At 44.2% G+C, this 25,066-nt stretch carries 21 protein-coding genes; 10 read left to right on the forward strand and 11 right to left on the reverse strand.

Annotated elements, in window-relative coordinates:
- Positions 1-86: 86 nt before the first annotated feature.
- The 4 genes from VX941_07380 to VX941_07395 are packed head-to-tail and all read left to right on the forward strand — an operon-like array spanning position 87 to position 4,464.
- Entirely contained in the window at positions 87-1,037 is a 951-nt protein-coding gene (locus VX941_07380; protein ID MEE2933232.1) for a xanthine dehydrogenase family protein subunit M, read from the forward strand.
- Positions 1,030-1,521, forward strand: a complete 492-nt coding sequence (locus VX941_07385; protein MEE2933233.1) for a (2Fe-2S)-binding protein — start codon at positions 1,030-1,032, stop codon at positions 1,519-1,521. The genes VX941_07380 and VX941_07385 overlap by 8 nt, the downstream gene beginning before the upstream one ends.
- The gene (locus tag VX941_07390; protein MEE2933234.1) at positions 1,518-3,905 is read left to right on the forward strand and encodes a xanthine dehydrogenase family protein molybdopterin-binding subunit; all 2,388 of its coding nucleotides are present in this window, start codon (positions 1,518-1,520) and stop codon (positions 3,903-3,905) included. Before VX941_07385 ends, VX941_07390 begins: the two co-directional genes overlap by 4 nt.
- Complete coding sequence (locus VX941_07395; protein MEE2933235.1) at positions 3,883-4,464, forward strand: TIGR02444 family protein; 582 nt, start codon at positions 3,883-3,885, stop codon at positions 4,462-4,464. The genes VX941_07390 and VX941_07395 overlap by 23 nt, the downstream gene beginning before the upstream one ends.
- A gap of 4 nt (positions 4,465-4,468) precedes the next feature.
- On the opposite strand, the gene VX941_07400 is transcribed toward VX941_07395, so the two are convergent.
- Together VX941_07400 and VX941_07405 are read right to left on the reverse strand one after the other, a co-directional pair.
- A complete protein-coding gene (locus tag VX941_07400; protein MEE2933236.1) occupies positions 4,469-5,050 on the reverse strand; it encodes a UbiX family flavin prenyltransferase in 582 nt (193 codons plus the stop codon).
- A 93-nt stretch (positions 5,051-5,143) separates the two neighbouring features.
- Entirely contained in the window at positions 5,144-5,407 is a 264-nt protein-coding gene (locus VX941_07405) for a hypothetical protein (GenBank protein MEE2933237.1), read from the reverse strand.
- A 113-nt stretch (positions 5,408-5,520) separates the two neighbouring features.
- On the opposite strand from VX941_07405, the gene VX941_07410 reads away from it, so the two are divergent.
- A complete protein-coding gene (locus VX941_07410) occupies positions 5,521-6,336 on the forward strand; it encodes an aspartate dehydrogenase (protein ID MEE2933238.1) in 816 nt (271 codons plus the stop codon).
- On the opposite strand, the gene VX941_07415 is transcribed toward VX941_07410, so the two are convergent.
- Genes VX941_07415 through VX941_07425 form a run of 3 tightly spaced genes read right to left on the reverse strand, consistent with a single transcriptional unit; the run spans position 6,333 to position 9,481 of the window.
- Complete coding sequence (locus VX941_07415; protein MEE2933239.1) at positions 6,333-7,523, reverse strand: MFS transporter; 1,191 nt, start codon at positions 7,521-7,523, stop codon at positions 6,333-6,335. The two genes, VX941_07410 and VX941_07415, sit on opposite strands and share 4 nt — an antisense overlap.
- A gap of 20 nt (positions 7,524-7,543) precedes the next feature.
- Complete coding sequence (locus VX941_07420) at positions 7,544-8,338, reverse strand: enoyl-CoA hydratase-related protein (protein ID MEE2933240.1); 795 nt, start codon at positions 8,336-8,338, stop codon at positions 7,544-7,546.
- Positions 8,339-9,481, reverse strand: a complete 1,143-nt coding sequence (locus VX941_07425; protein MEE2933241.1) for a CoA transferase — start codon at positions 9,479-9,481, stop codon at positions 8,339-8,341.
- A 171-nt stretch (positions 9,482-9,652) separates the two neighbouring features.
- On the opposite strand from VX941_07425, the gene VX941_07430 reads away from it, so the two are divergent.
- Positions 9,653-11,644 carry a tetratricopeptide repeat protein gene (locus VX941_07430; protein MEE2933242.1) on the forward strand — a complete coding sequence of 664 codons (1,992 nt, stop codon included), beginning with the start codon at positions 9,653-9,655 and terminating at the stop codon, positions 11,642-11,644.
- 112 nt (positions 11,645-11,756) lie between these two features.
- Here VX941_07430 and VX941_07435 read toward each other — a convergent pair whose 3' ends face one another.
- On the reverse strand, positions 11,757-14,243 hold the full coding sequence (locus VX941_07435; protein ID MEE2933243.1) for an adenylate/guanylate cyclase domain-containing protein: 2,487 nt from the start codon (positions 14,241-14,243) through the stop codon (positions 11,757-11,759).
- 328 nt (positions 14,244-14,571) lie between these two features.
- On the opposite strand from VX941_07435, the gene VX941_07440 reads away from it, so the two are divergent.
- The 4 genes from VX941_07440 (at position 14,572) to VX941_07455 (ending at position 20,544) form a co-directional block, all read left to right on the forward strand.
- The gene (locus tag VX941_07440; GenBank protein MEE2933244.1) at positions 14,572-16,284 is read left to right on the forward strand and encodes a peptidase domain-containing ABC transporter; all 1,713 of its coding nucleotides are present in this window, start codon (positions 14,572-14,574) and stop codon (positions 16,282-16,284) included.
- A 41-nt stretch (positions 16,285-16,325) separates the two neighbouring features.
- Positions 16,326-17,768, forward strand: a complete 1,443-nt coding sequence (locus tag VX941_07445; protein MEE2933245.1) for an HlyD family type I secretion periplasmic adaptor subunit — start codon at positions 16,326-16,328, stop codon at positions 17,766-17,768.
- Between the two features lie 159 nt (positions 17,769-17,927).
- Entirely contained in the window at positions 17,928-19,175 is a 1,248-nt protein-coding gene (locus VX941_07450) for a TolC family protein (GenBank protein ID MEE2933246.1), read from the forward strand.
- 172 nt (positions 19,176-19,347) lie between these two features.
- Positions 19,348-20,544, forward strand: a complete 1,197-nt coding sequence (locus VX941_07455) for an SPOR domain-containing protein (protein ID MEE2933247.1) — start codon at positions 19,348-19,350, stop codon at positions 20,542-20,544.
- On the opposite strand, the gene VX941_07460 is transcribed toward VX941_07455, so the two are convergent.
- From VX941_07460 to VX941_07480, 5 genes are all read right to left on the reverse strand, one after another.
- A complete protein-coding gene (locus VX941_07460) occupies positions 20,531-21,547 on the reverse strand; it encodes an esterase-like activity of phytase family protein (protein MEE2933248.1) in 1,017 nt (338 codons plus the stop codon). The two genes, VX941_07455 and VX941_07460, sit on opposite strands and share 14 nt — an antisense overlap.
- An 18-nt stretch (positions 21,548-21,565) precedes the next feature.
- Positions 21,566-23,182: a molybdopterin-binding/glycosyltransferase family 2 protein gene (locus tag VX941_07465; GenBank protein MEE2933249.1), complete on the reverse strand. Its 1,617-nt coding sequence runs from the start codon at positions 23,180-23,182 to the stop codon at positions 21,566-21,568.
- Positions 23,179-23,889 carry an XdhC family protein gene (locus tag VX941_07470; GenBank protein MEE2933250.1) on the reverse strand — a complete coding sequence of 237 codons (711 nt, stop codon included), beginning with the start codon at positions 23,887-23,889 and terminating at the stop codon, positions 23,179-23,181. Before VX941_07470 ends, VX941_07465 begins: the two co-directional genes overlap by 4 nt.
- Positions 23,886-24,221 (reverse strand): XdhC family protein, encoded by a 336-nt coding sequence (locus VX941_07475; GenBank protein MEE2933251.1) that lies wholly within the window; start codon positions 24,219-24,221, stop codon positions 23,886-23,888. The genes VX941_07470 and VX941_07475 overlap by 4 nt, the downstream gene beginning before the upstream one ends.
- Positions 24,218-25,066, reverse strand: an 849-nt coding sequence (locus VX941_07480; GenBank protein ID MEE2933252.1) for a VWA domain-containing protein, incomplete at its 5' end; no start/stop codon positions are given. The genes VX941_07475 and VX941_07480, both read right to left, overlap by 4 nt.

The following is a 25,066-nucleotide window of genomic DNA, read 5'->3' on the forward strand; positions in this document are numbered from 1 at the left end:
TCGCTGATATTAATTCGAGCTTCTGACTAAAAACTCGTACAATATCGTCCAAGGTGGTTCAATCTCAATTTGTGTAAGTTGTGAAAATGTTTGCATTGACGCAGGGCAGTCAAAACGTCAATGTCTTCTTCCGATTGACAAGGGTTGACCAAATGAAAGCTGCAGCGTTTGATTACATCAGGCCGGATACACTTGAAGCAGTGTTGGAAGCGTTGGACCGTGCAGGTGACGAAGGTCGCATTATAGCTGGTGGGCAAACTTTGGTTCCAATGATGGCAATGCGTTTGGTCAAAGCAGAATTATTAATAGACATTAATCATATCCAAACCTTAGCAGGTATACAGACATCTAATGAAAACCTCTCAATCAGGGCATGCACCAGGCAAGCCGAGGCTGCGGCATCTGAGAAGATTATCAATAAATTGCCTCTCCTCGCAAAAGCGTTGGAGCATGTTGGTCATACCCAAACCCGCAATCGTGGAACGGTCGGTGGGAGTATAGCCAATGCAGACCCGTCGGCAGAAATACCTATTGTGGCTCGTTGTTTGGATGCAAAGATCGTGGCACTTAGAAAAGATGGTGAAAGACAAATTTGTGCTGGTGATTTTTTCTATTCTGCTATGGATACAGCACTAGAAGATACAGAGTGTCTCACTGAAGTACGCTTTCCGATTTGGAGTGAGGAAGTCGTTGGGAGTGGGTTCCATGAGGTGAGTATTCGCAATAGCGATTATGCACTCGTTGCAGTAGCGGCTCAGCTAGCAACGGATTTTGGGGGCAAATGCACTCGTGCAGCCGTTGCTGTAGGGGGCTGTGCCCCTGCTGCAGTAAAGATCGATGCGGTAGAAAAAGCACTTGTGGGTAAACCTCTTTCTGATGCTGTCTTAGATGAGGCATGCGGCTTGATAATGGAAGCACTAGACCCTGATACCGATGTTCACGCTACGGCCGAATATCGAAAACGTGTTGCGGGGAGGATTACTCGCAGGGTATTGGAGGAGGCTAGGGCTGAGGTTTATGAGGCAAGGAATGAGTGAACAGTATTTAAAAAAGATAAACGTAACGGTAAATGGAATGTCTCAAGTCGCTCAAATTCCACCTCGTATGACACTTCTTGACTTTCTTCGTGACGAGCTCGATTTGACTGGTAGCCATGCGGGGTGCGAACATGGTGTCTGTGGTGCGTGTTCGGTCATTCACGATGGTGCTCCGGTGCGCTCATGTTTAATGTATGCAGTTCAAGCAGATGGTTGCGAAGTAACCACTGTCGAGGGGCTTTCGGAAGCGGATGGCACATTAAGCATACTGCAAGATTGTTTTTGTGAAACGCACGCCATGCAATGTGGATATTGTACTCCTGGTATGCTTATAGCAGGTCATTCTCTGCTCCAAGAAAACCCTAGCCCCAGTGAGATGGAAATAGTCGAGGCCATAGGAGGTAATATCTGCAGGTGCACAGGTTACAGGCAAATTATCGAGGCAATTGCACTTGCTGCAAGCCGTCTTAAGGAGGCGTCGTGACCGAGTATCGTTACGTGAGCAAACCCCGGAGGACAAAAGAAGACCGTCGTTTTGTTACGGGACAAGGAAGTTTTGTGGGCGACATTAAATGCCATGGTATGAAGCATGTCGCATTGGTAATGAGCCCGTTCCCTTCAGCCGAGATCAAGTCGATTGATGCTACGGAGGCGCTTGCCCTTGATGGCGTGCATTATGTATTGACAGGACTAGAATTAGAAAACGCAACCAATTCACTGATGTCAGGTCTAGATTTGCCGAACTATCACCGTTACCCACTTGCCTCAAAGGTAACGCGCTATGCTGGGGAGTGGGTAGCCGCTGTTGTTGCCGATAGTCGTTATATTGCTGAAGATGCTGCGGAACTAGTTTATGTGGATTATGAGGCATTGGATTTCGTTGTAGATCCAGAAGAAGCGATAAAGCCAGGAGCCCCGTTGGTACATCCTGAGATCGGTGGAAATATTTTTTTTCAGCGTAAGTTTGAATGGGGCCCTGTTGATGACGATTTTGAATCAGCTGATCACGCTATTAGTTACAGAGCCCGCTGGAGCCGTAATTCAACGGTGCCAATTGAGACATTTGGTGTGGTAGCTCAATGGAGTTCTTCAGAAAAATTACTCGATGTCTGGGCTTCGATCCAAATGCCGAAGTATCAGGAACAAATTAGTAATGCCCTAAAACTTTCATCGAATAGTGTTCGCGTTCATTATGATGTTGACGTAGGAGGCAGCTACGGGGTCAAACGCGGTATAAAGCATTCAGTTTTAGTGGGGTATCTCTCCATGAAACTGGGTTATCCTGTGCGGTTGATAGAGGATAGGCTTGAAAATATGATTGGCGGAGATGCTCACGGGCCAGACCGTATTTTTGATGTTGACATGGCTTTCGACGGTGAAGGAATTATCAAGTCTTTGCGGATGCGTGCATTGGATGATGCTGGCGCGTCTCCTGGACGTGCCCCTCTTCAACTAGGAAAACCGGTTACCGCTATAGTTGGTCCTTACCGGATTGGCAGTGTCGAATATGAAGCTATCTCTGTAAGTACACATAAGACAACACAAGAGGCTGTGAGAGGATTTGGTCAGTCGCCGACAAATTTTGCAATAGAGGTTGGAATTGATAAAGTAGCGCGCTTTCTAAATTTAGATCGATTTGAAGTCCGGCGCAGAAATTTTATTCAAAAGGATGAATTTCCTTATGAAATACCCAGCGGCACCTCTTACGACAGCGGTGATTATCATGCTGTTCTGAACAAAACCGAGAAACTAGCAAATATAAGATCGTTAATATCAAAACGCGATCAAATCCGGGCAGAGGGAAAGTTTGCAGGCATTGGAATTGCTACTTGTCTTGAGCCATCTGGAGGAAATGCAGGATTTGAGCCGCTTTTTAATGAAAAAAATCCTACAACGACTTGGATGGAAAGCTGTCAAGTTAAGATTGACCTCAATGGCTCTATCACAGGTATTATTGCGACCACATCGGCAGGCCAGGGACATGAATCTTTAGTTTCTACGGTTATTGGCGAGGTACTACAACGCAATCCAGACTCAATTAGGGTCACACGCACGGATTCGCTCGCAAGTTTGCCGAGCAATAGTCCGGTTGGAAGCAGGATGGCAATAATGTTGGGTGGTGCGGCACAAGGTGCATCGGAGAAGATAAGGAAGCAACTTATTCGCATAGCGGCGCACAATCTTCAGCTTCCTGTTAATCAATTAGAATATTGTAATGGTGATGTTTTAGCAAGGAAAGAGCCGCACATAAAAATTGAGTGGTGCGAGCTTATTGAAATTGCGCATCGCAGATATCACGACTTGCCAGATAATATGGAGCCAGGGTTGCAAGCACGCCATGTCTGGGAAGTACCGACTGGTGGTTCAATGCCCACGCCAGACGGAAAAGTGCAAATGTACCCATGTTACTCTTTCGAGGCACACATTCCGCTAGTCTCTATCGATCCGCTTACCGGTCAGGTAACAATTCAAGATTATTACATTGGGCATGATTGTGGCACTCAAATAAATCCGCACATTGTCCATGGTATGACTTATGGAGGCATCGCGCACGGGATAGGTGCAGCACTTTACGAAAAGTTCGAATATAACGATGACGGCCAATTATTAGCCGGTACGTTTATGGATTACTTGTTGCCTTCTGCTCACGAGATTCCAAAAGTAAATATGGTCGACCATTGTACGCCCTCTCCCCTAACTCCTATGGGTCAGAAGGGCAGTGGGGAAGGTGGTTACCTTGGCGCTCCAGCGGCTATAGCGAGCGCAGTCAATGATGCTCTAGAACCGATAGGTAGTGAAATTTTGACACTACCAATGCGCGTCCAAGATATTGAGGAGGTTTTATGTGACGCTATCCAAGCTGGATAGAAGTGATAATGTTCAAACGACACATCCCTTTTGGAATTTTTCTCTCGAGGTGTATTCCAAGAAAGGAGTTTCAGATTCTTGTATTGCACTTCAAGAAAAATGCGGAGCAGATGTTAATATTCTTTTATTTTGTTGTTGGACAGCATCGGTAGGGCACCCCGTATTATCTAAGCATGAGGTAATATTATTGTGCAGAACTGCTGCAGACTGGAACAATGATATAGTTCAAAAGCTACGAAGTGTTCGCAAGAGTTTTAAAATCAAAAATTACGAATGCAATGAGGAGGAGGTACGACAGCTACAAAAACAAGTTTTGGAAGTCGAAATAAAGGCAGAACAGATTGAGCAATTTAAATTAATGAGCACGGTTGCAGTGCTTGAAGATAATAGCGTACCAGAGATGCAGCGAATCAATAATGCATTAGAGAATATACGCTTATATTTTTCTATGCCTGAATTATCCGCAAACTGTTACACTTCAGAGTTGTTTAATATTTTAGGGGGCGTATTTCCAAAGGTCTCTAAAACAGATATCAAGTCGGCTTTGAAACAAACTTAACTTTTTATTTTGTACCAGTCTCCTTCCATCGATGAACAGTACCTGTTTCAATTCCAAATTGATCGAGCGCCCGTCCTACTGTTTGATTTATAATGTCAATTATACTAGCGGGACGATGATAAAAAGCAGGGACCGGTGGCATTATAAGACATCCGAATTGCGCTGCCTTTACCATTAGCTCCAAATGCCCTTGGTGAAGTGGTGTTTCCCGAACCATAAGCCCTACTTTGCGACCCTCCTTTAGGCAAACATCTGCAGCACGTGTTATCAGATTATCGCTAAAACAATTTGCGACACCTGCAAGCGTTTTGATAGAGCATGGTGCAATAATCATACCTTCAGTTCTGAAAGAACCCGATGAAATGGACGCTCCTATATCTTTAAAGCTATGCACTATATCAGCTAAATTTCGCACATCATCTAAAGCGTAATCTGTCTCCGCAGCTATCGTCTGTGCCGCTGACGGTGATAAAATAAGATGAGTTTCGATATTTGTGTTTTCTTTGAGGCATTCTAATATTCGGATACCGTAGATTGGGCCTGAAGCTCCAGAAATTCCGACGATTATGCGTTTGACGTCGATCATAACTCACCTTAATTGATTTGCGGACGAAGTGCTGCATAGCCTACAACTACAGTATTAAGATTCCGAGAATTTTCTTATTAACTTTCAGTAATCTCAGATATCATTCTCAACACCGCTCTTTTTCTTATCTGGCATCTCGTGGGGGTACTTACGCTTGATTATAATATCGCCGTTTTCATTTAGAACCGGTAGTTCGTATTGAGGGATATGGTCTATCATAAGCTGCAGAGCTTGCATCAAATTTTTAATGCCTTCATGCGCTAGTTCCTGTGCGTTGTCTTTTGGTGTTTGAGCGTCAACGCCTGTTGGATGTGTTGTTAAAGATAGGACTACGAGACATAAAATTATGAATTTCATTGCAAATCACTTAAGGCTATTCAAGGTTGGTCGTATATTTTAGCGTATATATTTTTTAAACAAGCTCTTTTCTTGAATCTACGATTATAATTCGTGTAAGAGGAAATTTTAGTTTGAGTAAAAACGGAAAAACAGTTGCCGTCGCTGGTTTAGGCGCAATCGGCATTAGAGTAGCTAAAGCATTAGATGCTGGTATTGATGGTCTTTCCTTATCCGCGGTTTCAACGCGTGATATAGAGAGCGGCAAAGATCGGGTCAGTCAGTTTATTAAGCCCCCTAAGGTTATGTCGCTCGCTTCACTTGCAAAGTATGCTGATATAGTTGTTGAGTGCACACCAGCCGCAGTTTTTGATGATGTTGCAGGGCCCGCAGTAAATGCTGGCCGAATTTTCATACCCTGTTCTTGCGGCCAACTTATCGAACGGCAAGGGCTTATTGATCATGCAAAGTTAACTGGCGCACGCATCATCGTCCCAACGGGGGCGCTTGTTGGATTTGACGCTGTTCGAGCGGCTGCGGAAGGAAGAATAAGTGACATCCGTATAATCACACGAAAGCCGCCACAGGGGATTATGGGTGCTCCGTATATCGTGCATAATAAAATTGATTTAACAAACGTAAAAGAACCTTTCCGAGTATTTGAAGGTAGTGTTCGTGAGGCCGCTGCCGGATTCCCAGCCAATTTGAATGTTGCAGCCGCACTCAGTATGGCAGGTTCGGGACTTGATAAAACTCGAGTAGAGCTATGGGCTGATCCAACAAAAAAAAGAAACGAGCATCTAATTATAGTGGATTCAGATGCCACTCGGTTTGAAATAAAAATTGAGGGTGTTCCATCACCTGAAAACCCGGCGACAGGTCTTTTAACCCCATTGAGTGTTATCGCCACGCTTAAAGGACTTGTCTCAACATTCCATGTTGGAAGCTAATATTTTATGCTTAGAAAACGAATACCCGCCACAAGACCTGCAATCCCGACTATAAAAAACCCCGTGGCATAACTGTTCGCGTGTTCGATAAAAAGCGTAAATATTGGAGGAATTAAAACAAATGATCCAAATGCGTAGATTTGGCTGCCGGCGGTGACTTGTGCAGCCTTCCCATCCGGTGCAAGTTTTGAAACTTCTCCGAAGAATAAGCCGACCCAGCCAAGATTAGCATTTCCCAAGATTATTCCAAGAAAACAGAGGAGCCAGAATGAACCTCCAGCTGGAAAAGCTGCCAGAAGAAAAAAGCAGATACCTGTAATAACTCCGCACAATCCTAATATGGTCTTTGTCTTGATCACTCGGTCTGCAAGTATTCCAAGGTAAATTCTTGCTATAATGCTTGTTCCGTGTGCTAGGCCAAAAATCAATCCGGCCCACTGCAACTCGAGTTTTATTTCTTTGACAAGATAAATGACTAAAAAAGAAACCACGCACGCTTGGCAGCCTATCAGTATAAATGCCGCTAACGAGAGCTCCCTTATCGGACCTTTTTGAAAAACAAGTTGGATAGGCTCCCAAGTATTTTTCTTTTGTCCTGCGCTATTGTTATTGTGGCGTCGTGCTATTCGGTCGCGAAAGGGCCAAGTAATAAACGCCGTTAACGTCATTGCGGCGGCTATTATCAGCATAGCTGTTTGCCAACTGGTAAAAATCAATAATGTCGGAACTAAAAAACCGGCAAGAGTTCCGCCTATTGGTATACTTGTTTGTTTTAGTGAAAAGAGTAGGGGGCGCCACCTGGGTTTGGCCTGACGCATTATTAAAAAGGATCCTGCTGGATTCATTGGGCCATGAGCAAATCCGACCATCACTGCACTGATAACAAAGCTCCAGGGCGTTGCGAGAGTAAATAAAGCCATACCGAGCGCGCCGACTAAAAGTGTTACCTGGCAGCAACGCACAGCACCAAATCGCTCCAATGGTGCACTTATAAAAAGTCCGAAGGTAAGAGCCGATAAATAACAGATAGCAGTGAATATACCAGTAAAACTCTCCGGTATCCCGTAGCTATTGCTGACTTCGTCGGGGGCGTTTCCAAAAGCATTCATTGCCATAATAGTAAGGCTTTGAAAGAAAATGAGGGATACCACCGGAGCGGCAACATCTCGTTTTAAAAGTTCTCGCATAATTCAAGAAGGGGCCTTAACTACTTTCCTTTAAAAACGGGCATACGTTTTTCGTTGAAGGCCTTAATTCCTTCCTGCCTATCTTCTGTTGGAACCATACGGTTATACGCCTCAATTTCAAATGCGTAGCCATTCTTTAAGTCAAGTTGGGTCGCCACATTAAGTGCTTTTTTTGCCTGTCGTATTGAAATTGGAGCGTTCGATGATATTCGTTCTGCAGTTTTTAAAGCTAAATTTAAAAGTTCGTCGGGGGCGCAGATTTTATTGAAAATACCCCATTCATAGGCTTCTTGCGCTGTGCATGGATAGCCTGTTAACAGAAATTCCTTAGCACGTCGTATGCCAACAGCTCTCGGGAGAAATTGTGTGCCGCCAGCCCCTGGCATTATCCCGAGCGTAACCTCTGTCAAAGCTAACTTAGCATTAGTCGAGCCATAGGCAAAATCGGAGCCTAGAATAAACTCACACCCACCTCCATATGCTGCTCCATTGCAAGCGGCAATAACGGGTGATGGCACATCAATCATGGTAAGAACAGCTTGTTCAAATATAGCATGCTGATGCTGCCACTGAGCATCGGTCATGTTATTTCGTTCCTTAAGGTCACCGCCGGCGCAAAATGCCTTCTCACCTGCTCCGGTCAGAATGATACAGCGTACATCTTCTTGGTCGACATATAAATCACGCCACAGGTCGCGCAGATCTAATCCCATTTGCGTGTTTAATGCATTCGCAAAAGAAGGACGGTTTAATTTGACAATCAAAACATGTTTTTTGTGCCGGGTTATGTCTAAGGTTTCATAGTCTGTTCGCATTTATTCATAGTCTCCAAATATTTCATTATTGTGTTCACCTAATTTCGGTGCTGTAGAACGAAATGGGGGCCGTTTTCCATCAAACGATAATGGCATTCCCGTAAGCTTTATTGACTGATCTGGCGACTCTTGAATCATTCCAAGAGCTTGCGTTTGTGGATGTTGGTCCATTTCTCCTGTATTCTGGATTGGTGCGTTGGGCACACCTTTTTTATCAAGTACCGATTGCCAATGTGTTCGCGGTTTTTCAATCAATATATTTGTAATTAAGGTATTGAGAGCATCACGATTTTTTACCCGGTCAGGGTTTGTTTTGAAGCGAGCATCTTTTGCCCAGCCTGGGCATCCCAGCGCAAAACTAATTTTTTCGAACAAAATATTATTAGCGCCCGCAATAACTAAGAAGCCATCTTTACATTCATAGGCTTCGTAAGGAGCAATTGTTCTCATACCGGAGCCATATCTACTCGGCATTTCACCGCTTGAGTGATAAGCAGCCGTATGCGCAGTCATCCAAGCAATAGAGGTTTCGTAGAGTGATAAATCAACGACGCCTCCTTGTCCTGTTACATCACGCTCGCGAAGCGCTGACATAATCCCAATGACAGACCACATACCAGTGCCCATGTCTATTATTGATGTGCCAACTCTGACGGGTGGCCTGCCTTCTTCTCCAGTAACACTCATTAATCCACCAAAAGCTTGCATTAACGGGTCATATCCTGGCCGGTCCTTGTAGGGGCCGATGTGGCCAAAAGCACCAAAATTTGCATATATTAAACTTGGTTTTTTGAGGAGAAGGTCCTCCGGGCCCAAGCCTAACTCGACAGCTTTTCCTGGGCGCATGTTTTGAATGACTATATCGCCGGTTTGAACAATAGTATCTCGTAGCCGCCGACACTCAATTTCATCACGTAAATTAACAGTAACTGATTTTTTGTCACGATTAAGCGCATGAAACATTGTCCCGGTGCCGTGCCAAAATGGTGGGCCCCAATGGCGTGCATCGTCCCCATCTAGCGGTTTTTCTACCTTGATTACTTCAGCTCCAAGCTGGGCCAAAACCCAAGCACCGTATGGTGCGGCAACGCTTGCACCTAATTCAAAAACGCGAATGCCTGAAAGCGGCGAACATGTTGTCACGTCGTATCCTCCATTATGGGAATCAATAATCAAGTCTGTGAGGTAGGAGTAGCGATAAGGTGATCATCCCGTCAACAGGGCAAGTTTGATTTGTTTTGTGGATCGCTTGTTAAGTAATATGGTTTACGAGATTTCAAATACTTCTTCTCTGCAACATTAGGGAATTTGGTTATGACAAAAAAACCTGTGTGCTTGGATGCAGCGATCAAGGAATTCCATGCCGGTAATCTCAATGAGGCCAAACGGCTGACACAACGACTACTTAAATTTGATGAAAATAATGCTGAAGCATACCATTTTATGGGGGTCATTGCCCATCGCGCCGGTGATCTTGCAGATAGCCTTAGGTTTATACAGCGGTCATCGGCCATGGAACCTGAAAATGCTGTTTATCTGAACACACAAGGACTTATTCTCCGTTTGCTTGGACGTCATGGAGAGGCTATTCAAAAACTCAAATTGGCAATTCAATTGAAGCCCAATTATTCAGATGCTTATAACAATTTGGGAGTTGCGTTAGCCGACAGTAATAATATTATCGATGCGGAAAAATTTTATAGAAAAGCACTGGAGTGTCGCCCCAATTTCCCCGAAGCAATAAATAACCTTGGAAATATTCTATTCCGAGCAGGCAATTGTGCGGAGGCTCTTGTTGCTTACAGCAACGCAGTAAAAGCTAAGCCTGACTATGCAGAAGCTTATTCAAACCTAGGCGATGCATTTGCGAGCCAGAACAACTTTAGAGAAGCTTCACAGAATTATAAAAAGGCAGTTGAAATTGCGCCAACGTGGGCAGATGCTTTTTATAAGCTTGGGAATTGCTGGTTTCGCCTCGAGGACTTAACACGGGCGATTTATTTTTATCGATGTTGTCTGAATATTGATCCTCGCCACACGCGTTGTTTGACTAACCTAGGTGCGGCGTATGAAAAAACGAGCCAATATGAAAAAGCGGCAATTATGATACGCCAAGCTTTGATTAATTCCCCTGAGCACTTACCTGCGCTTAAAAATCTTGGCCACGTTCTTTTGAAGCTGGGACAGCCAGCAGAAGCGATGCTACTATTGCAGAAAGCTGTGCAGGCTGTGCCGACAGATCCTGACGCGCAGTACACGCTTGGAAATGCATTGCTCCGCATGGAAAAAATCCAAGACGCGATGGAATGTTACAGGCGCGTTCGCCAGTTACAGCCTTCAGCTGCACGTGGTTTTTTCGCACCGGCTAGCATTCTACTATTAAATGGCCAATATGATGAGGGATGGGTGGCATATGAATCGCGGTTTGATATGCCGGCCTACAAGCCAAATATACCAGATATTCATGCACGATTGTGGGACGGTAGTCCTCTTAATGGCAGAGATTTACTTGTGCATGTCGAACAGGGTTTCGGAGACACACTTCAATTTATTCGTTACGTACCAAAAATTGCGGCAGAGAGACGAGGCGCGGGTGGCAAGATTAAACTACTATGCGAACCAGAGCTTTATCCGGTAATAAGGTCTGTTAAGGGATATGACGAAATTTATGTGCTGAATGATGGTGACGAAATTACTTTTGATGTGCAAATACCACTTCTCAGTCTACCTAGTCGATTCCGTACAAAATTGGATACAATTCCATGCGAAGTGCCGTATCTCAAAGCGCCAGATTTGAACCATTGCCTTTTTGTTCCAAGCCAGGGAGGTAAGCTCAATACTGGGATTGCTTGGGCAGGGCGGCCCACGCATAGCGACGACAGGTATCGTTCTATCCCATTCGCTTATTTCATGACCCTCTTCAGTCTTTCAGAAATAGTTTTTTATTCAATCCAATCTGGTTCTGCATCTCGGGAGGCAGAAGCTTGTTTCGAGAATGACACAATCATTGATCTTAAGGAGAAAATGAAAGACTTTGGAAATACAGCAGAAATTATCGACCAACTCGATCTGGTTATTACTTGTGATACTGCAGTTGCGCACCTTGCCGGCGCGCTAGGGAAGCCAGTTTGGTTACTCCTTCCCTATGGAAGTGAGTGGCGTTGGCTATTGAAACGTGCTGACACGCCATGGTATCCTACGATGCGATTATTTCGACAGCGTATTTGTGGTGACTGGCAAGATGTTTTCGCAAGGGTTAAGACCGCACTCAGCCAATTAAGACTTGAAATCGAAGCTTCTTTGTAAGCGCCCGGAAAGGCAGGGGCCGTCATGGAATAGACTCACGTACGGGCTGTTGCATTAGGCAGGGAGAAAACGTAAACGAGTGTCAATAAAGTTTATGCGAATTAGTTTTTAACTATTTGGTCGTTGCCACGTAAACGCCACTCCAATCTTCTTCCGGTGGGTTGCTTCGATAATTTTCAATTCTGTCCAAGTACATTTTATAGAGGCCTGCTGGTGCCTCCGACATTGTGCTGGCTTCTTTTGCTGCTTTTTCCGCTGCATCCCAGTCTCGGGCAAGGTAGGCTCTACGCATTTCATCAGTCTTTCTTCTGTACTTATTAAAAGTTGGAGCATTCATATAATCGCGATCGCCCATTAGGCCAAAAATAGTTACTGCTTCTGACTTGCCTTTTACGGCGATCTTATCCAACTCCAATAACGCGTAACGGTCTGAAACTTCACTTGCTGTATCTTGACCAATAACAATATTGCATCCGTACTCTTTCGATTGGCCTTCCAGTCGCGCAGCAGTATTTACTGCATCTCCCAGTACCGAGTAGTCAAAACGCTGGGAGGAGCCCATATTGCCAACGACCACATCACCTGTGTTTATGCCTATTCCGATGTTTAAAGGTAAGAATCCGATTCCTTGTTCCCGTGCTTCGTTCTCGCGCTCTTCATTCAATATTTTAAGGTCCTTAAACATCTGCAATGCAGCAGCACAGGCATCACCTTCTTGATCCTCATCATCTAGAGGTGCATTCCAGAATGCCATGATGCAATCGCCCATATATTTATCGATGGTGCCGTTTCGACCCAAAATTGTGTCTGTCAGTGGAGTAAGTAGCCTATTTATAAGGGTAGTAAGACCTTGAGGATCTGACTTGTATAGTTCTGAGATGGATGTAAAACCTCGCACGTCGCAAAATAAGAGTGTCATTCTTTTGGTTTCGCCGCCGAGCTTTAGTCTACTGGGATCTTCGGCTAACTGTTCAATGAGCTCTGGTGATAGATATTGTGCAAAAGCACCACGAACTTGCCTCTTTTCTGCTGCTTCACGAGTGTAATTCGAAAATGCTAAAACCGCATACAACGCAATGGTCACTGCTCCTGGGTAGGTTATATCAAGTAACAGATTTTCCGCTGTATACAAATGCCAAGAAAGTAAGCCAAGCGCACAGCTGGCAACTACAACACAGACTAAAGTTAATATAGGTCCTAAACGAGGTATTAGAATAATTAATAGAAGCCCTGATACAATTATAAGTAATATTTCAGCACTATTGGCCCAAGCAGGATAACGAAGGAAAAAGTCCCGTTTGTCTATAGCGCGGATCTTTTGGCTTGCCTCATTTTGGGTTACTCCATCGCCGATAAGTCTTTCATATTCTGTTCTGACGGCCTTTTGATAATTTGCCTCAGCTGCAAATACAGACTCTAAAATATTTGCGTGCACTTCTACTCCCGGCAAACGACTTGCAACAGGCGTATTTCGAAGATCTTGGAGGCCGGCTGCGGATGTTCCAACGAGTACAAGCTTTCCTTTCAGTATGTTTGGCTGAACTCGGTCGGTCAAAACGTCAGCGGCTGACACATAAAGCCTGCTTTGCCCCGGTATGACATTTCGTTTGGCGGGCTTGCTAAAATGAACCCATATTCGTCCATTCCCATCTAAAGGAACATCAAAGAACTGGCCGCGTGCACTCCTAATCTGCATTGCGATTGACTCGATACCGGCAGCATTAGCTTTTGTCAGAAGTGTATTCGTTCCATAGGCAGCACGTAGCATTTCGATGGTTAGCGCCGGCCGAATTTGTTTTGCGCCTATTCGGGCAATTAATGGGACGCGACGAATAACTCCATCAGCTTCTTCCCATACGGAAAAGAAACCGTGGCCAGCCGCGTTCATTTCCAACTGTTCCACATTAGCCAAAAGGCTTGTATATTGAAAAAGAAACGGCTTGGGGTCCGCCCCCTTAAAGGCTTTAAAAGGAGAAGGAAATTTTGGTGGTTTTTTACCTTTTGGTAGTTGTGTGTACAAGCCGACTTGGCCAACGACCACGGGTACTTTTTTCATCGCTAAAGCCATTAATGATTCGTTGTTTGGAAGCTCTTTTAAGCTATCTTTCACGCCCTCCGGTAATTGTGTTAAAGTCTCCGCTATTTTGTCTGGGGAAGTTCTGTCTGGTTCGGCAAAAATTATATCTAGCCCGACGGCGGCTACATCAAGATTACCAAGCTTCTCGATCATCTTGGCGACGGTACTTCGAGGCCACGGCCACTGTCCAAACTCTGAGAGTGACTTTTCATCAAGGTCAATTATGGCCACAGGATAATTTTTAGCCGGCCTAGGAGAATAAAGTTGGTATTGATCGAACGCTTTGTTGCGAAGTGTTTCAATTTGGACCGGATCAAGCCAACGAGTTATTACTGCCGTAACTAAAAGAGCGAGTGCAAATAAAGTGCCGAGCTGAATTTTACTAATCCAGCTTGGCTTGCTTTCCTGAGGTTTTGGGCGTTCAAGTTCGATTTTTCCAGCTTGATCCAGCGGCACGTCATCGCCGGCCTGCCACTCAGAGTTTTTAAAAGACGTCTTACTAAAATCCCGTGTCTCAACCATATCTTGATATTGTCGTCCTTCATTGAAGTTAACTGTCAAAAGGATCGGAGATCAATTTACAAACTTAGAAAGTATATAGGATTTATTGCTAACCGTCATTAGGACGGCCTTCGACGATTTCATATTTAAAATACTGATAAGGTTAAAATTATTGTACAACCAAAATAAAAAAAATTTTAAAAATGATAAAATGAGTTTTTTCTTGGACGGGCGTCCTTATATCATTACTCTTCCTCCTTTCAGGTATTTCTAAAAACAAGGTCGATATGGTATTGCCACAGCTATGCGGTGCTTATCAAAAACAACGAAAAATTGACAAAGGCTCCAGATGGTCGGAGATGTTCAGCGTAAACCTGTAGCGAGAAAATTCGGTTGGTTGCGCGCTACTATATTAAGTTCAAAAGCCCAATTGCGCGGAGTCATTCTAGTATCATTCTTTGTGAATCTGCTGGCGTTATCTGTGCCTGTTTTCGTTATGCAGGTATACGATCGTGTAATTTTTCATGGAGGGTTGAACACCTTATACGGCCTTATTGCTGGTATTATTTTCGTACTCATATTTGAATACGTGATGAGACAAGGTAGGAGTAGGATATTTCAAGCCTTTGCAGTAAGGTTAGATGTTATTATAGGGCGGAAGCTTTATGACAAAGTAATGACCCTCCCACTTCTAACCTTGGAAAGCAGGCCAACTGCTTACTGGCATCTGTTATTTAAGGATTTAGAAATTGTTCGTAATGCGCTTTCCGGACCCTCTGCGGCTTTGGCAATAGATTTGCCTTTTGCCGTAATTTTCTTTCTTATTGTATGCGTAATCGCGTCCCCAATTGCATGGGTTTTGGTAGCTGTCATCCCTTTATTTATGGTTTTGGCATGGCGCTCTGGCATATCAATGAATTCTGTTTCAATGCGTGAACACGATGGCATCATCTCACGTGATGACTTCATGGGAGAATTATTAAGCGCTCGCGAAACAGTAAAGTCATCGGCTCTGCAAAAATCTTTGAAGCCTGTCTGGGAGGCCCGCCATGGCGAATTGATATATCGTTCCCGAGAGCGAGGGCAGGTTGCGGACTCTCACCAAACGCTTGCGCATGTAATGATGGTGTCTTCCACTATTGCTGTAACGACTATTGGGGCACTGGCAATACTCGATCAAAAAATGACTATTGGAGCGCTTATTGCAGCAAACATGCTTGGTGCTCGCATGATAATGCCCATGACCCAGTTGGTTTCACAGTGGCGTATTTTTTCTCAGTTACGCCAATCTGTAACTCGCCTAGATACGGTATTTAAGCTCGGTGGCGAACGCTTACAGACGGCTGTGAAGCTGGCTGTGCCTGAGGGAACATTAAAGTTTGAGAAAGTAAATTTTGCGTATGGTAATAAGACAGTTGACGTGGTTTCTGGTATTGAGGGCGTCATTGGCCCAAAAGGAATGCATGCTTTGGTGGGATCCAATGGAAGTGGTAAAAGCACATTCCTCAAAGTTGTTAGAGGTCTCTATTCACCGGATCAGGGTCGTGTCCTGATAGACGGGGCGGATATTAGCCAATTTTCTCAGGATGTACTGGCCTACTGGGTTGGCTTTTTGCCTCAAGAAACTAGCCTTTTTTCGGGTTCTATTCGGGACAATATAGCGATTACGCAGCCTGACGTCACTGATCCTTCAGTTATAGAAGCTGCCAAAATGGCAGAAGCTCATGATTTCATTTTGGATATGCCGGATGGTTACGCGACAATGTTAACCGAAGGCGGTAGAAATTTGTCAAAAGGTCAAAGACAGCGTTTGGCCCTTGCCAGGGCTTTTTTGAATAATCCACCGATAATGCTTTTGGACGAACCTACAAGTAATCTTGATGAAAATGCGGAAAAGAACCTTGCTGCAAATCTCAAGATTGCATCTCAACAGTCTACCGTATTAGCCGTTACCCATAGCGAGGAAGTATTGTCAGTTTGTGATAGTATACTCGTAATGGAAAAAGGCCGTATTGTAATGGCTGGTCCCGCCAAACAGGTGCTAGATCGTTTAAAATTTTAGTGCGAAATAATTGATCCAGAGAAGTACAGGAAATTCTAACCTTGTTTAAATACATCAAAAGTCTTGGTAAAAATCTGGCAAAAAGAGCAAACGTGCCAGAGTTCCAAGCAGCCAAGCAATTTGATGATGACGGTTTTGAAAATTCTAAGCGACCGGAGTCGTCCCCTAATATTGTATTCGTTGATGATAAACGAAATCTGCTTGATGACTTATTGGATGAAAGTACCCGTCCAAATTTTGTGAGTATTTCTTATTTAGTGGCTATTTGTATAACATGCTTGGTTATCTGGTCTTTTTTCATTGAACTGGATGAGGTTTCTGTTGCGCATGGTGAGGTTATCCCAAGTGCTAAAGTGAAACTAATTCAGCATCTTGAGGGTGGTATATTGCGGCGGCTTGCCGTGAGAGAAGGTGATGAAGTAAAGGCAGGTGATACCCTGCTCCAATTGAGCCTTGGGACTGTTGGGGCTAGCAGCGAAGATATCCAAATACGCATTGACGCAATGCAGATGTCAAAATTACGGTTAAAAGCAGAAATAGAAAGCCAAGAGCCCAGATTTCCTGCCGACCTCGAATTGAAGCGTCCGAAAATGGTTATGTCTGAGAGGGCAACATATAATGCTAGGCGGGCAGAACTTCAAAGTAAGCTAGCAGTAATCCTAAATCAAATGCAGCAACGGGAACTCGAGATAAATGAATTAAAGGCTCGTAAGGCTGCTATAGAAGCAAATTTGAAATTGTCATTGGAGCGAGTGGCAATTTCTACCAGATTACTTCGGCGAGGTCTTACACCGCGCATGGAGCATTTAGAGTTAATACGCGAGCGCGAGAGCCTTGATGGGGAGAATAAAGTTTTGGCTCAGGCCGTGCCAAGGGCGGTATCGGCTCTGGAAGAGGCCAAATCGCGTTTGGCTGAGGAAAACGAGAAATTCAGAACACGAGCGGTTGAAGAGTCGAATCGTGTGGAAGTGGAGATTGCTCGTCTGCAGAAGACAATTAGTGAGGCGGCAGATCGGGATAGGCGCACCACCATAACTAGCCCCATTGCAGGTATCGTAAAGAATTTGAAATTCAATACCATCGGTGGTGTCGTGAAGCCGGGAGAATCGATTCTTCAAATTGTTCCAATTGAGGACGAATTGGTGATACAGGCTCGGTTGAGACCACAGGATCGTGGCTATGTAAGAGAAGGGCAACGCACAGTGGTAAAAATTACCACCTATGACTTCATTCGTTATGGTGGTTTGGCTGGATCTGTAACGCGTATTGCGGCTGATACAAATTCTGAGCCCGACACACACGAGCCTTATTACGAAGTTATTGTAAAGACTAATAAAAATTATCTTGGCTCTGAGCAAGGGAAACTCCAAATTACGCCAGGAATGGTAGCAACTGTTGACATTCATACTGGTACCAGGAAGGTCGCAGATTTCATAATAAATCCTGTCTTAAAGCTCAAACACGAGGCGTTTAGGGAGCGATAATTTAGCACTATATTTCTGGCAAAATTTAGATGTTTGACCCAGTTATTCGGTGCCACTATGTATATGGGATTGGTGGGACCATCTAGATATAGTAGGGATCTCTTGTTGGGTCGGAAGTTGTTGTGTTTTTGGTTTGCACTGCTGGGCATAGCCGAGCCGATGTCCGTGCGCGCAGATAACTTCAAAACAGAATTGAAAAGAATTCTTAACACCCACCCACTCATAAAATCAGCTGTAGCAACTAAAGATGCGAACATAGGTCTAGTAGAAGACGCTAAGGGCCGTTTTTGGCCTCACCTTCGAGTGGAAGGAACGACTGGCCCGCAATTGCGTTCAAATCCGGAGCGAAGGGCTTTGGAGCGGCCTGAAGACTTCGAACGGCGGCTTGATCGTACAAGTCTTGTTATAACCCAGAATCTTTTTAGCGGTTTTGAAAATCAGAGCCGGCTGGAGGCTAGTAAAAAGCAAGTGCAATCTAGTTCAGCCGCTTTAGAACGCATTCGACAACAAGTATTGTTAGAAGGGATAAATGTTTATCTTGAGGTTTTACTAAATCAGAAACTGATTGCTGTTTCGCTACAAAACGAAAGAAATATTCTTGAACAGGCTGAGTTAGAAGATGAGCGTGTCAAACGCGGCACGGGTATAACGCTCGATGTGCTTCAAGCAAAGTCGCGACTGGCGTTAGGCAAGCAAGCAAGGCTCAATTTTGAAGGAGAGTTTCGTAAAGCGCGCGCGCGATATCTACAAGTGTTTGGAGTTGAGCCGAGTTTAGAGGCCATGAAGAATCCGGAACTACCCACGGGCATGGTGCCAGCTTCGTTGACTGAAGCATTGGCGTTGTCGCAAACAAATAATCCGTCGGTTATAGAGTTTGAATTCATTGCAAAAGGCCTGGCTGATTTACGTGATGCCGAACGTGGCAATTACTGGCCAAAAGTCGATCTGGTAAGCACCTTAGCATACAAGGCAAATGAAGGCACGACCGCTGGGCATGAACGTTCCGCAGACCTTCTCTTGAGAGGCACCTGGGATCTTTTTAGTGGCTTTAGCACACGTGGTCGTGTGCACTCTGCAGCGAAAAGCTATCAGAGTGTTCAGCAGCAAACTGCCAATCAGCGGCGTAAAATTGACGAACAAGTGAGGGTTACATGGGAAGAGCTTTACAAACAAAAAGAGCGTCTTATCGTTTTAAAGAATGCAGTTGATATCCAAGCTGAGGTCTTTGAGCAACGTAAAATTCTTCGGGAGGAGGGGAACGAAACCAATTTAGCTGTACTCGATGCTAAAACAGAGCTTTTTGAGGCGCAGCTGGAACTCATCCAGGCTGAGTTTTCTCACAGAATTGCGGCTTTCGCATTGGGTAGTGCAGTAGGGCTTTTAACGGACAAAGTTTTAGGCCTTTAACCGAAACAGCAATATTAAGAATTTTGAAAGTGTGCCTTAAAAATTGAGAACGCCGTTAAGAATAAACACTTGGACTGAATACGCGCTTTTATTAGGGATCGGTATAGATCGACTTTATAAAATATTAGTGCACCCAAGTGACCTATCTCTATGCATGAGCAAGGGAGAAACTGTGGCAGAGGCACAAAGCTGGAAACGATTGCCACTTTTCTTAGTCGCTGGGTTATTTATTAGCAGCTGCATGTTGGTCTCGAGCAACGACGAAACAATCGCAATTGATAGACAAATTAGTAAAAGAAAGTTTTCTGTCGGTGACGAATTCATATTTAATAACCCAGATGTGCGCTGGAAAGTTTCTGCGGTCAGAGGGGGCAGGGTCCACTGGATAAATGAGCATGGTGACTTTCAGATTACAGATGCCAATCCATTGCTATCTGCATTTTACTGGAGCAATGCTGGGAGCAAGGGACGCCGAACAATAACGAATAAAAGTGGGCATTTGTTTCCGATGCGCGTCGGCAGCAAAATTCGTTTGCGTGAGACTGTTACCATCGATAAGGCCCCTTATGGCTGGGATTACGATTGGAGATGCGAGGTAATTGAGCGTGTGGCCAAAACTGTCCCATCAAAACAAATTTATGTCACTTTCAAAGTGGCGTGTTCACGGCAAAGTGGAGATACCGTGATATTTCTATATGCCCCGAAAGTTGGTCATTATGTTTCAGTCACACGATTTAAACCTGGCGTATCACCTCAGGTTCGTGAGTTGGTTTCTTATAAACATGCGAGCGGGCATAACGTTTTAGATCCATCTACCTCATCAGTTCGGAGAAATATGAGGTCATCATTGGAGTGGAAAATAGCCACTTCGGCGCCTCCTATATTCCCGAAGCGTCCTATAAAAAAAGTATTAAATATCAATATATCACAACCGAAAATTATCCTTGCGAAAAGTCCGCCCCTGCCAAGGTTGAAGCCGCAAATCAAACGCCCTTTTGCAATATCTAAAAAGACAACTGATCGACTTGACAATAGAGAATTTAGAAAGAGTAAAAAAAATATCCGTTTGGATCCAAAGGGTGACGGTCGTTCCCGAAAATATCTTTTTGGGGATTCCAAACTGACCATTTCGGTGCACTTGGCAACATATAAAAATTTAGAAAATGCTGAAGCAGGATGGCGTCAACTAATTATAAGGCATCGCAAGAAATTGGGCACCTTAAAACCACGGTTTGTAAGGGTTTTCCTGGAAAGTCGCGGTATCCTGTACAGGCTGCATGCATTCCCTTTTGAAACTCGAAATGCGGCCTCAACATTATGTGGCTCACTCCGTGAGCGTGGGGCTTATTGCAAAATTAATGGTTCGTAAAATTAGACTCAAGCTTGAACTGTAGCAACAATGTTGACTGGAATATTGAAAAATTATCATCGGCCATAACGTATACGTAGGTATCTCCGTCCCCCCCGCGACGAGCAGCTATTGCTTCAAAGTTTTCAGAAATGTTGGGATCAAAAAATAAAGAAGAGTCACTATCTTCAAGAATTTTACTCGAGTTGATATTTGAAGGGTGTAACAATGCGAAACCCCATGAAAATGATGTAAAATTGAAGCGCCTTATCGTAAGCAAAATCCTGCAATCGGGAAGTGTGGTTGCTCCCGTAGGATTATAGCCCTTGCGAGGTCTATATTTAAACATCTGCCATTTTTTTTTGTTGCCAACCCAGCCTACATGGTTTGTTTCATTTAAGTCAGTTTTTTCGCTCAGTATAAAAAATCTCCCGTCACATAGTCGTGTCATCGCCTCAGGTCCACCAGTGCGAGGTGCTAGAGCAAGGCCTTTCGGGCGTGGATAAAGACGAGGAAATCCCTCTATGCCTCTTTCTGTAAACTTATATGCAAGTAATCTGTTGACGCGCTCAAAAGAGATTAAAAGTGTGCGTGGATCAATGTAGGCAGACGCTTCTGCATCCAGATTATGTTGATGCCACTTTTCGTTATCTGGCATTTGAAGTGCATTGATGCTTTCTAAACGAACCTCAGTTAATTTGCCGGTACGATGAGACAATAAAAATTTCATCCAAGTACCCCGGTCACTTATGGCCCATAACAAATTACCATCTTTTTGTATTTGTATGGATGATATCCCGCCAAACCTTGAGTCTGGGCTGGTGAGAGAAAAACCCGCTAATAGTTTGAACTTGTTAGTGCTCTTATTTGTATCGGAGATCTCTTTTTTTGTGATGCCTTTAACGTCAAGTGGTAATTCGTTGGCTCTCACAGTTGCGTAGGTTGAAAGAAAAATCATTAGGGATGTTAGTAGTAGTTTCTTACTTATCCTCAAAATCCATGAGCCATTTCTTAGAGTGTTCATTATTGCTGTCCAAGTTTCCTAGGAACATTGAACTTTTTCGAGCGCTTGCGGTGTGTCTATATCAACTAGTACTGAATTCGAAGTAACTTCTACTTCAAAGATAAACTCAGGATATCGGTCAAGGAGTTCGCGAGCACCGATGTCTCCATCTATTTTTTTCACTTCTGCAAAGAACCGGGAACCCAATAAAACAGGATTACCGCGCTTTCCTTTCCAGGTTGGAACACAAATTTCTTTGCTTTCTTGTGGATTAAAAGCCCTGATTAATTGATTAATTATAGTTGAGCTTATTTGGGGCATATCACCAAGACAGACAAGCGCCCCATCAATATCAGGAGGAAGGGCTGCAAGCCCCGTTCGAAGAGAGGTCGAAAGCCCATTAGCGTAGGCTGGGTTATAAACCATTTTTACCGAAAGGTCGGTGATTGTTGCTGACACTTTTTTGGATTGGTGTCCGGTGATGATAATTACTGGAGTTGCTAATGAAGATACTAAATTTGTTACGGTTCGACGTATCATTGTCTCTCCGCTAATTTCAGCCAGCAACTTATTAATTGAACCCATCCGACGTGATTGTCCCGCTGCAAGCACAAGTCCAGCTATCTTTGGTTTATCGTTAAATTTGCCGGCTATTCTATTACGTGGCATGGGCCTGCCGGGGTATTCATTCAGTAGCCCACCGACGCCGAGAAGCATTATATCGCGAGCACCAAGCGAGATGTCTGCTGCTAACCTATTTAGTATAAGGTCAATTCCATTAAATTTCGGCGAACGAGCACATCCCGGCAGGCCTATAGTTACCATTTCCCCAACAGACCCCAGCAAAAGAAGGTTCCCCGGGTCGACAGGCATTCCGAGGTGAATAATCTTACCGCCCGCTTTAGAAATCCCTGCGGGCACTGTATCTCTTCTGTCGGTGATTGCCGACGCACCTGCGATTAAACAAACATCAATTTTTTTATTAAGGCAGGAGGTTAATGCAGATGCAACATCTGTAACGTTGTGAGGAATGCGCAAGTCATCTATCAACTTAAAGCCAAGCATTTCAACCCTGGACCGCATAACACTGGTTGTTTTTATGAGGATACTCTCTTTCATCTCTCCGAGGGTAGTCTGAATTAGCGCCACCCTTTTGGGTTTAAAAGGTATGACGTCTACGGCGGACTGTGTTTTCGATAACACGGCTTGGCACTCGCGCATGATATTTTTATGAACAGCAAAAGGAATTATTTTGATAGTCGCGACAATTTTATTTTTTGTAGTTCGTTCATAATTTGAGGCGGTTGCGACTGTGATACTCTCATCAACGAGGTTTAAAGTTTCGATTATCTTTCTTTCAAATTTGATTAGCCCATCAAAGCGAGCAATTAAATTGACGCGGCCGGTAAAGGCTTCACTCGCAAATACCCCGGCACCTTCTAGCAGATTGGCAATCTCAGTGGCAGCAGCATCCTCGCCAATATCACCATGTTCTAGCTGAGCAACTGTTACTCTATCAATTTCAATAGCAACCAGCGAGGCTATATCAGAATTTGTTAGCACACGACCTTTTTTCCACCTTATGCCGTTTTCATTGATACTGTGGGCGAGTATTGCACCGACAGCATCTTTTGCCATAATTTTACCAAACCTCATGCGTCTTTTTCCCTGTTTGGCAGGTGTGAACACTCAATAATTTGTGCCAGAATTGATACCGCAATCTCCGCCGGCAAAATGGCTTTTATATTGAGTCCCACTGGTCCATTGATCCGAGCAATTTGGTTGCGATTGAGACCGGCCTCTTGAAGACGCTCAATTCTAGAAGCATGAGTATTCCGGCTTCCTAGTGACCCGATATAAAAAGCATCTGAATTAAGAGCGCATGTTAATGCGGGATCATCTATTTTTGGGTCATGAGTGAGTGTAACGATAGCCGTCCGTCTATCAATGTCCAGTTCCGGCATAACTTCGTCGGGCCATTTGCAAAAAATTTTGACATTGGGAAAACGCTCGGCGGTGGCAAATGGGCTGCGTGGATCAATAACTGAAACGTCATAACCAGCAGTGTATGCCATGGGAGCCAAAGATTGCGCAATGTGCACAGCACCGACTATAACTAACCTTTTTGAAGGATTGAAAACATGTATAAATACACGATTTTCTCCATCTCCTATTATTCGGCTTTTGTCAGAAAGGATTGCATTCTTTAATTCTAGTTCTATGGAATGATCTAATTCAGGGCCTGCGAATACACGGTTTTCGACAAAGAGGGTCTGAGAGCCATCTTGAATACGGGTAATGAGAGCGGCAGGCTTCCTTTCCATTCGTGCCGCATTGAGGGATTTAAGCAAAGAACCTTTCATTCTATTCGTTCCACATAAACTTCAATAGTTCCGCCGCATGCAAGACCAACCTCCCAAGCCAACTCATTAGACACACTGAATTTAAGAATGCTAGGTTTGCCGCTTTGCATTACCGCCATAGCCGTTTCTATAACTGATCCTTCAATGCATCCACCTGATACCGAACCGATAAAAGATTTGTTGTTATTGACGGCAAGCTGACTACCGACTGGGCGCGGAGATGATCCCCAGGTGCTTACCACAGTTGCAATTGCGACACAGTGACCACTAGCTAGCCAGGACGATGCTTGATCGAGTATATCATCTTGCATATTTATTTGCGGGTTGGTCATGCTGCGCGCTCTCGCCAATTATTCATTGCAATTCTTTCGTGAGGTATGCTGCGGTTGAGTGTATCTGCAAGCTGGCTTAGACTATTCAAATTATGTACTGATCTAAAATCGTCGACAAAGGGCAGGATGGCCCGAACCCCCAATGGCTTGGGTTCGAAGGCGTCATACCTCAAGAGCGGATTAAGCCAAATCAACTTGTTACATGATTTATGAAGCCGTTCCATAGCGGCCTTAAGACCTATGCCTGCGTCTCGATCCAGCCCATCAGAAATCAAAAGGATAACTGCATTTTGTGCCAATGTTCTGCGCGACCACCTTTTATTAAACTCCTCTAAACAGTGGCCGATTCTAGTTCCTCCCGACCAATCGTCAATCGCAGCGGAAACAGTCTTTAGCGCTGTATCAACATCTTTTTGGTGCAATAACCTTGTTATGTTTGTTAGGCGTGTGCCAAAAAGAAAACTTTGAACGCGATCACGGTCATTTGTCAGTGCGTGAATAAAATGTAAAAGCATGCGAGAATAACGTTCCATAGAACCCGATATGTCGCATAGTACAGTGAGCGGTGGCGGGCGATACTGTCGCGACTTCTTTTTAAACGGAATGTAATCACCTCCGTAGCGTAAAGAGTGTCTTAACATTGATCGAATATCAGTGCGCGTACCGCGGAAATGAGGACGAAAGCGCCTTGTTGGTATTTCTTTAAGAGGCAGTGTCAATTTTTTCATTATTTTTTTTGCTTCTTCCATTTCTGCTTTTGTCATTTTCTCGAAATCTAGTTCGCGTAGCATTTCATTCTGGCTCCAGGTCATAACTGAATCGAATTGTTTTTCTGATTCATGTGC

The sequence above is a fragment of the Pseudomonadota bacterium genome, from assembly GCA_036339585.1.
GTDB lineage: Bacteria > Pseudomonadota > Alphaproteobacteria > UBA8366 > UBA8366 > UBA8366.

Coding starts and splice junctions, on each gene's coding strand:
- VX941_07380 (MEE2933232.1), top strand. CDS start 87: ATGTTTGCATTGACGCAGGGCAGTCAAAACGTCAATGTCTTCTTCCGA.
- VX941_07385 (MEE2933233.1), top strand. CDS start 1,030: ATGAGTGAACAGTATTTAAAAAAGATAAACGTAACGGTAAATGGAATG.
- VX941_07400 (MEE2933236.1), bottom strand. CDS start 5,050: ATGATCGACGTCAAACGCATAATCGTCGGAATTTCTGGAGCTTCAGGC.
- VX941_07405 (MEE2933237.1), bottom strand. CDS start 5,407: ATGAAATTCATAATTTTATGTCTCGTAGTCCTATCTTTAACAACACAT.
- VX941_07415 (MEE2933239.1), bottom strand. CDS start 7,523: ATGCGAGAACTTTTAAAACGAGATGTTGCCGCTCCGGTGGTATCCCTC.
- VX941_07420 (MEE2933240.1), bottom strand. CDS start 8,338: ATGCGAACAGACTATGAAACCTTAGACATAACCCGGCACAAAAAACAT.
- VX941_07430 (MEE2933242.1), top strand. CDS start 9,653: ATGACAAAAAAACCTGTGTGCTTGGATGCAGCGATCAAGGAATTCCAT.
- VX941_07435 (MEE2933243.1), bottom strand. CDS start 14,243: ATGGTTGAGACACGGGATTTTAGTAAGACGTCTTTTAAAAACTCTGAG.
- VX941_07440 (MEE2933244.1), top strand. CDS start 14,572: ATGGTCGGAGATGTTCAGCGTAAACCTGTAGCGAGAAAATTCGGTTGG.
- VX941_07450 (MEE2933246.1), top strand. CDS start 17,928: ATGTCCGTGCGCGCAGATAACTTCAAAACAGAATTGAAAAGAATTCTT.
- VX941_07460 (MEE2933248.1), bottom strand. CDS start 21,547: ATGAACACTCTAAGAAATGGCTCATGGATTTTGAGGATAAGTAAGAAA.
- VX941_07465 (MEE2933249.1), bottom strand. CDS start 23,182: ATGAGGTTTGGTAAAATTATGGCAAAAGATGCTGTCGGTGCAATACTC.
- VX941_07470 (MEE2933250.1), bottom strand. CDS start 23,889: ATGAAAGGTTCTTTGCTTAAATCCCTCAATGCGGCACGAATGGAAAGG.
- VX941_07475 (MEE2933251.1), bottom strand. CDS start 24,221: ATGACCAACCCGCAAATAAATATGCAAGATGATATACTCGATCAAGCA.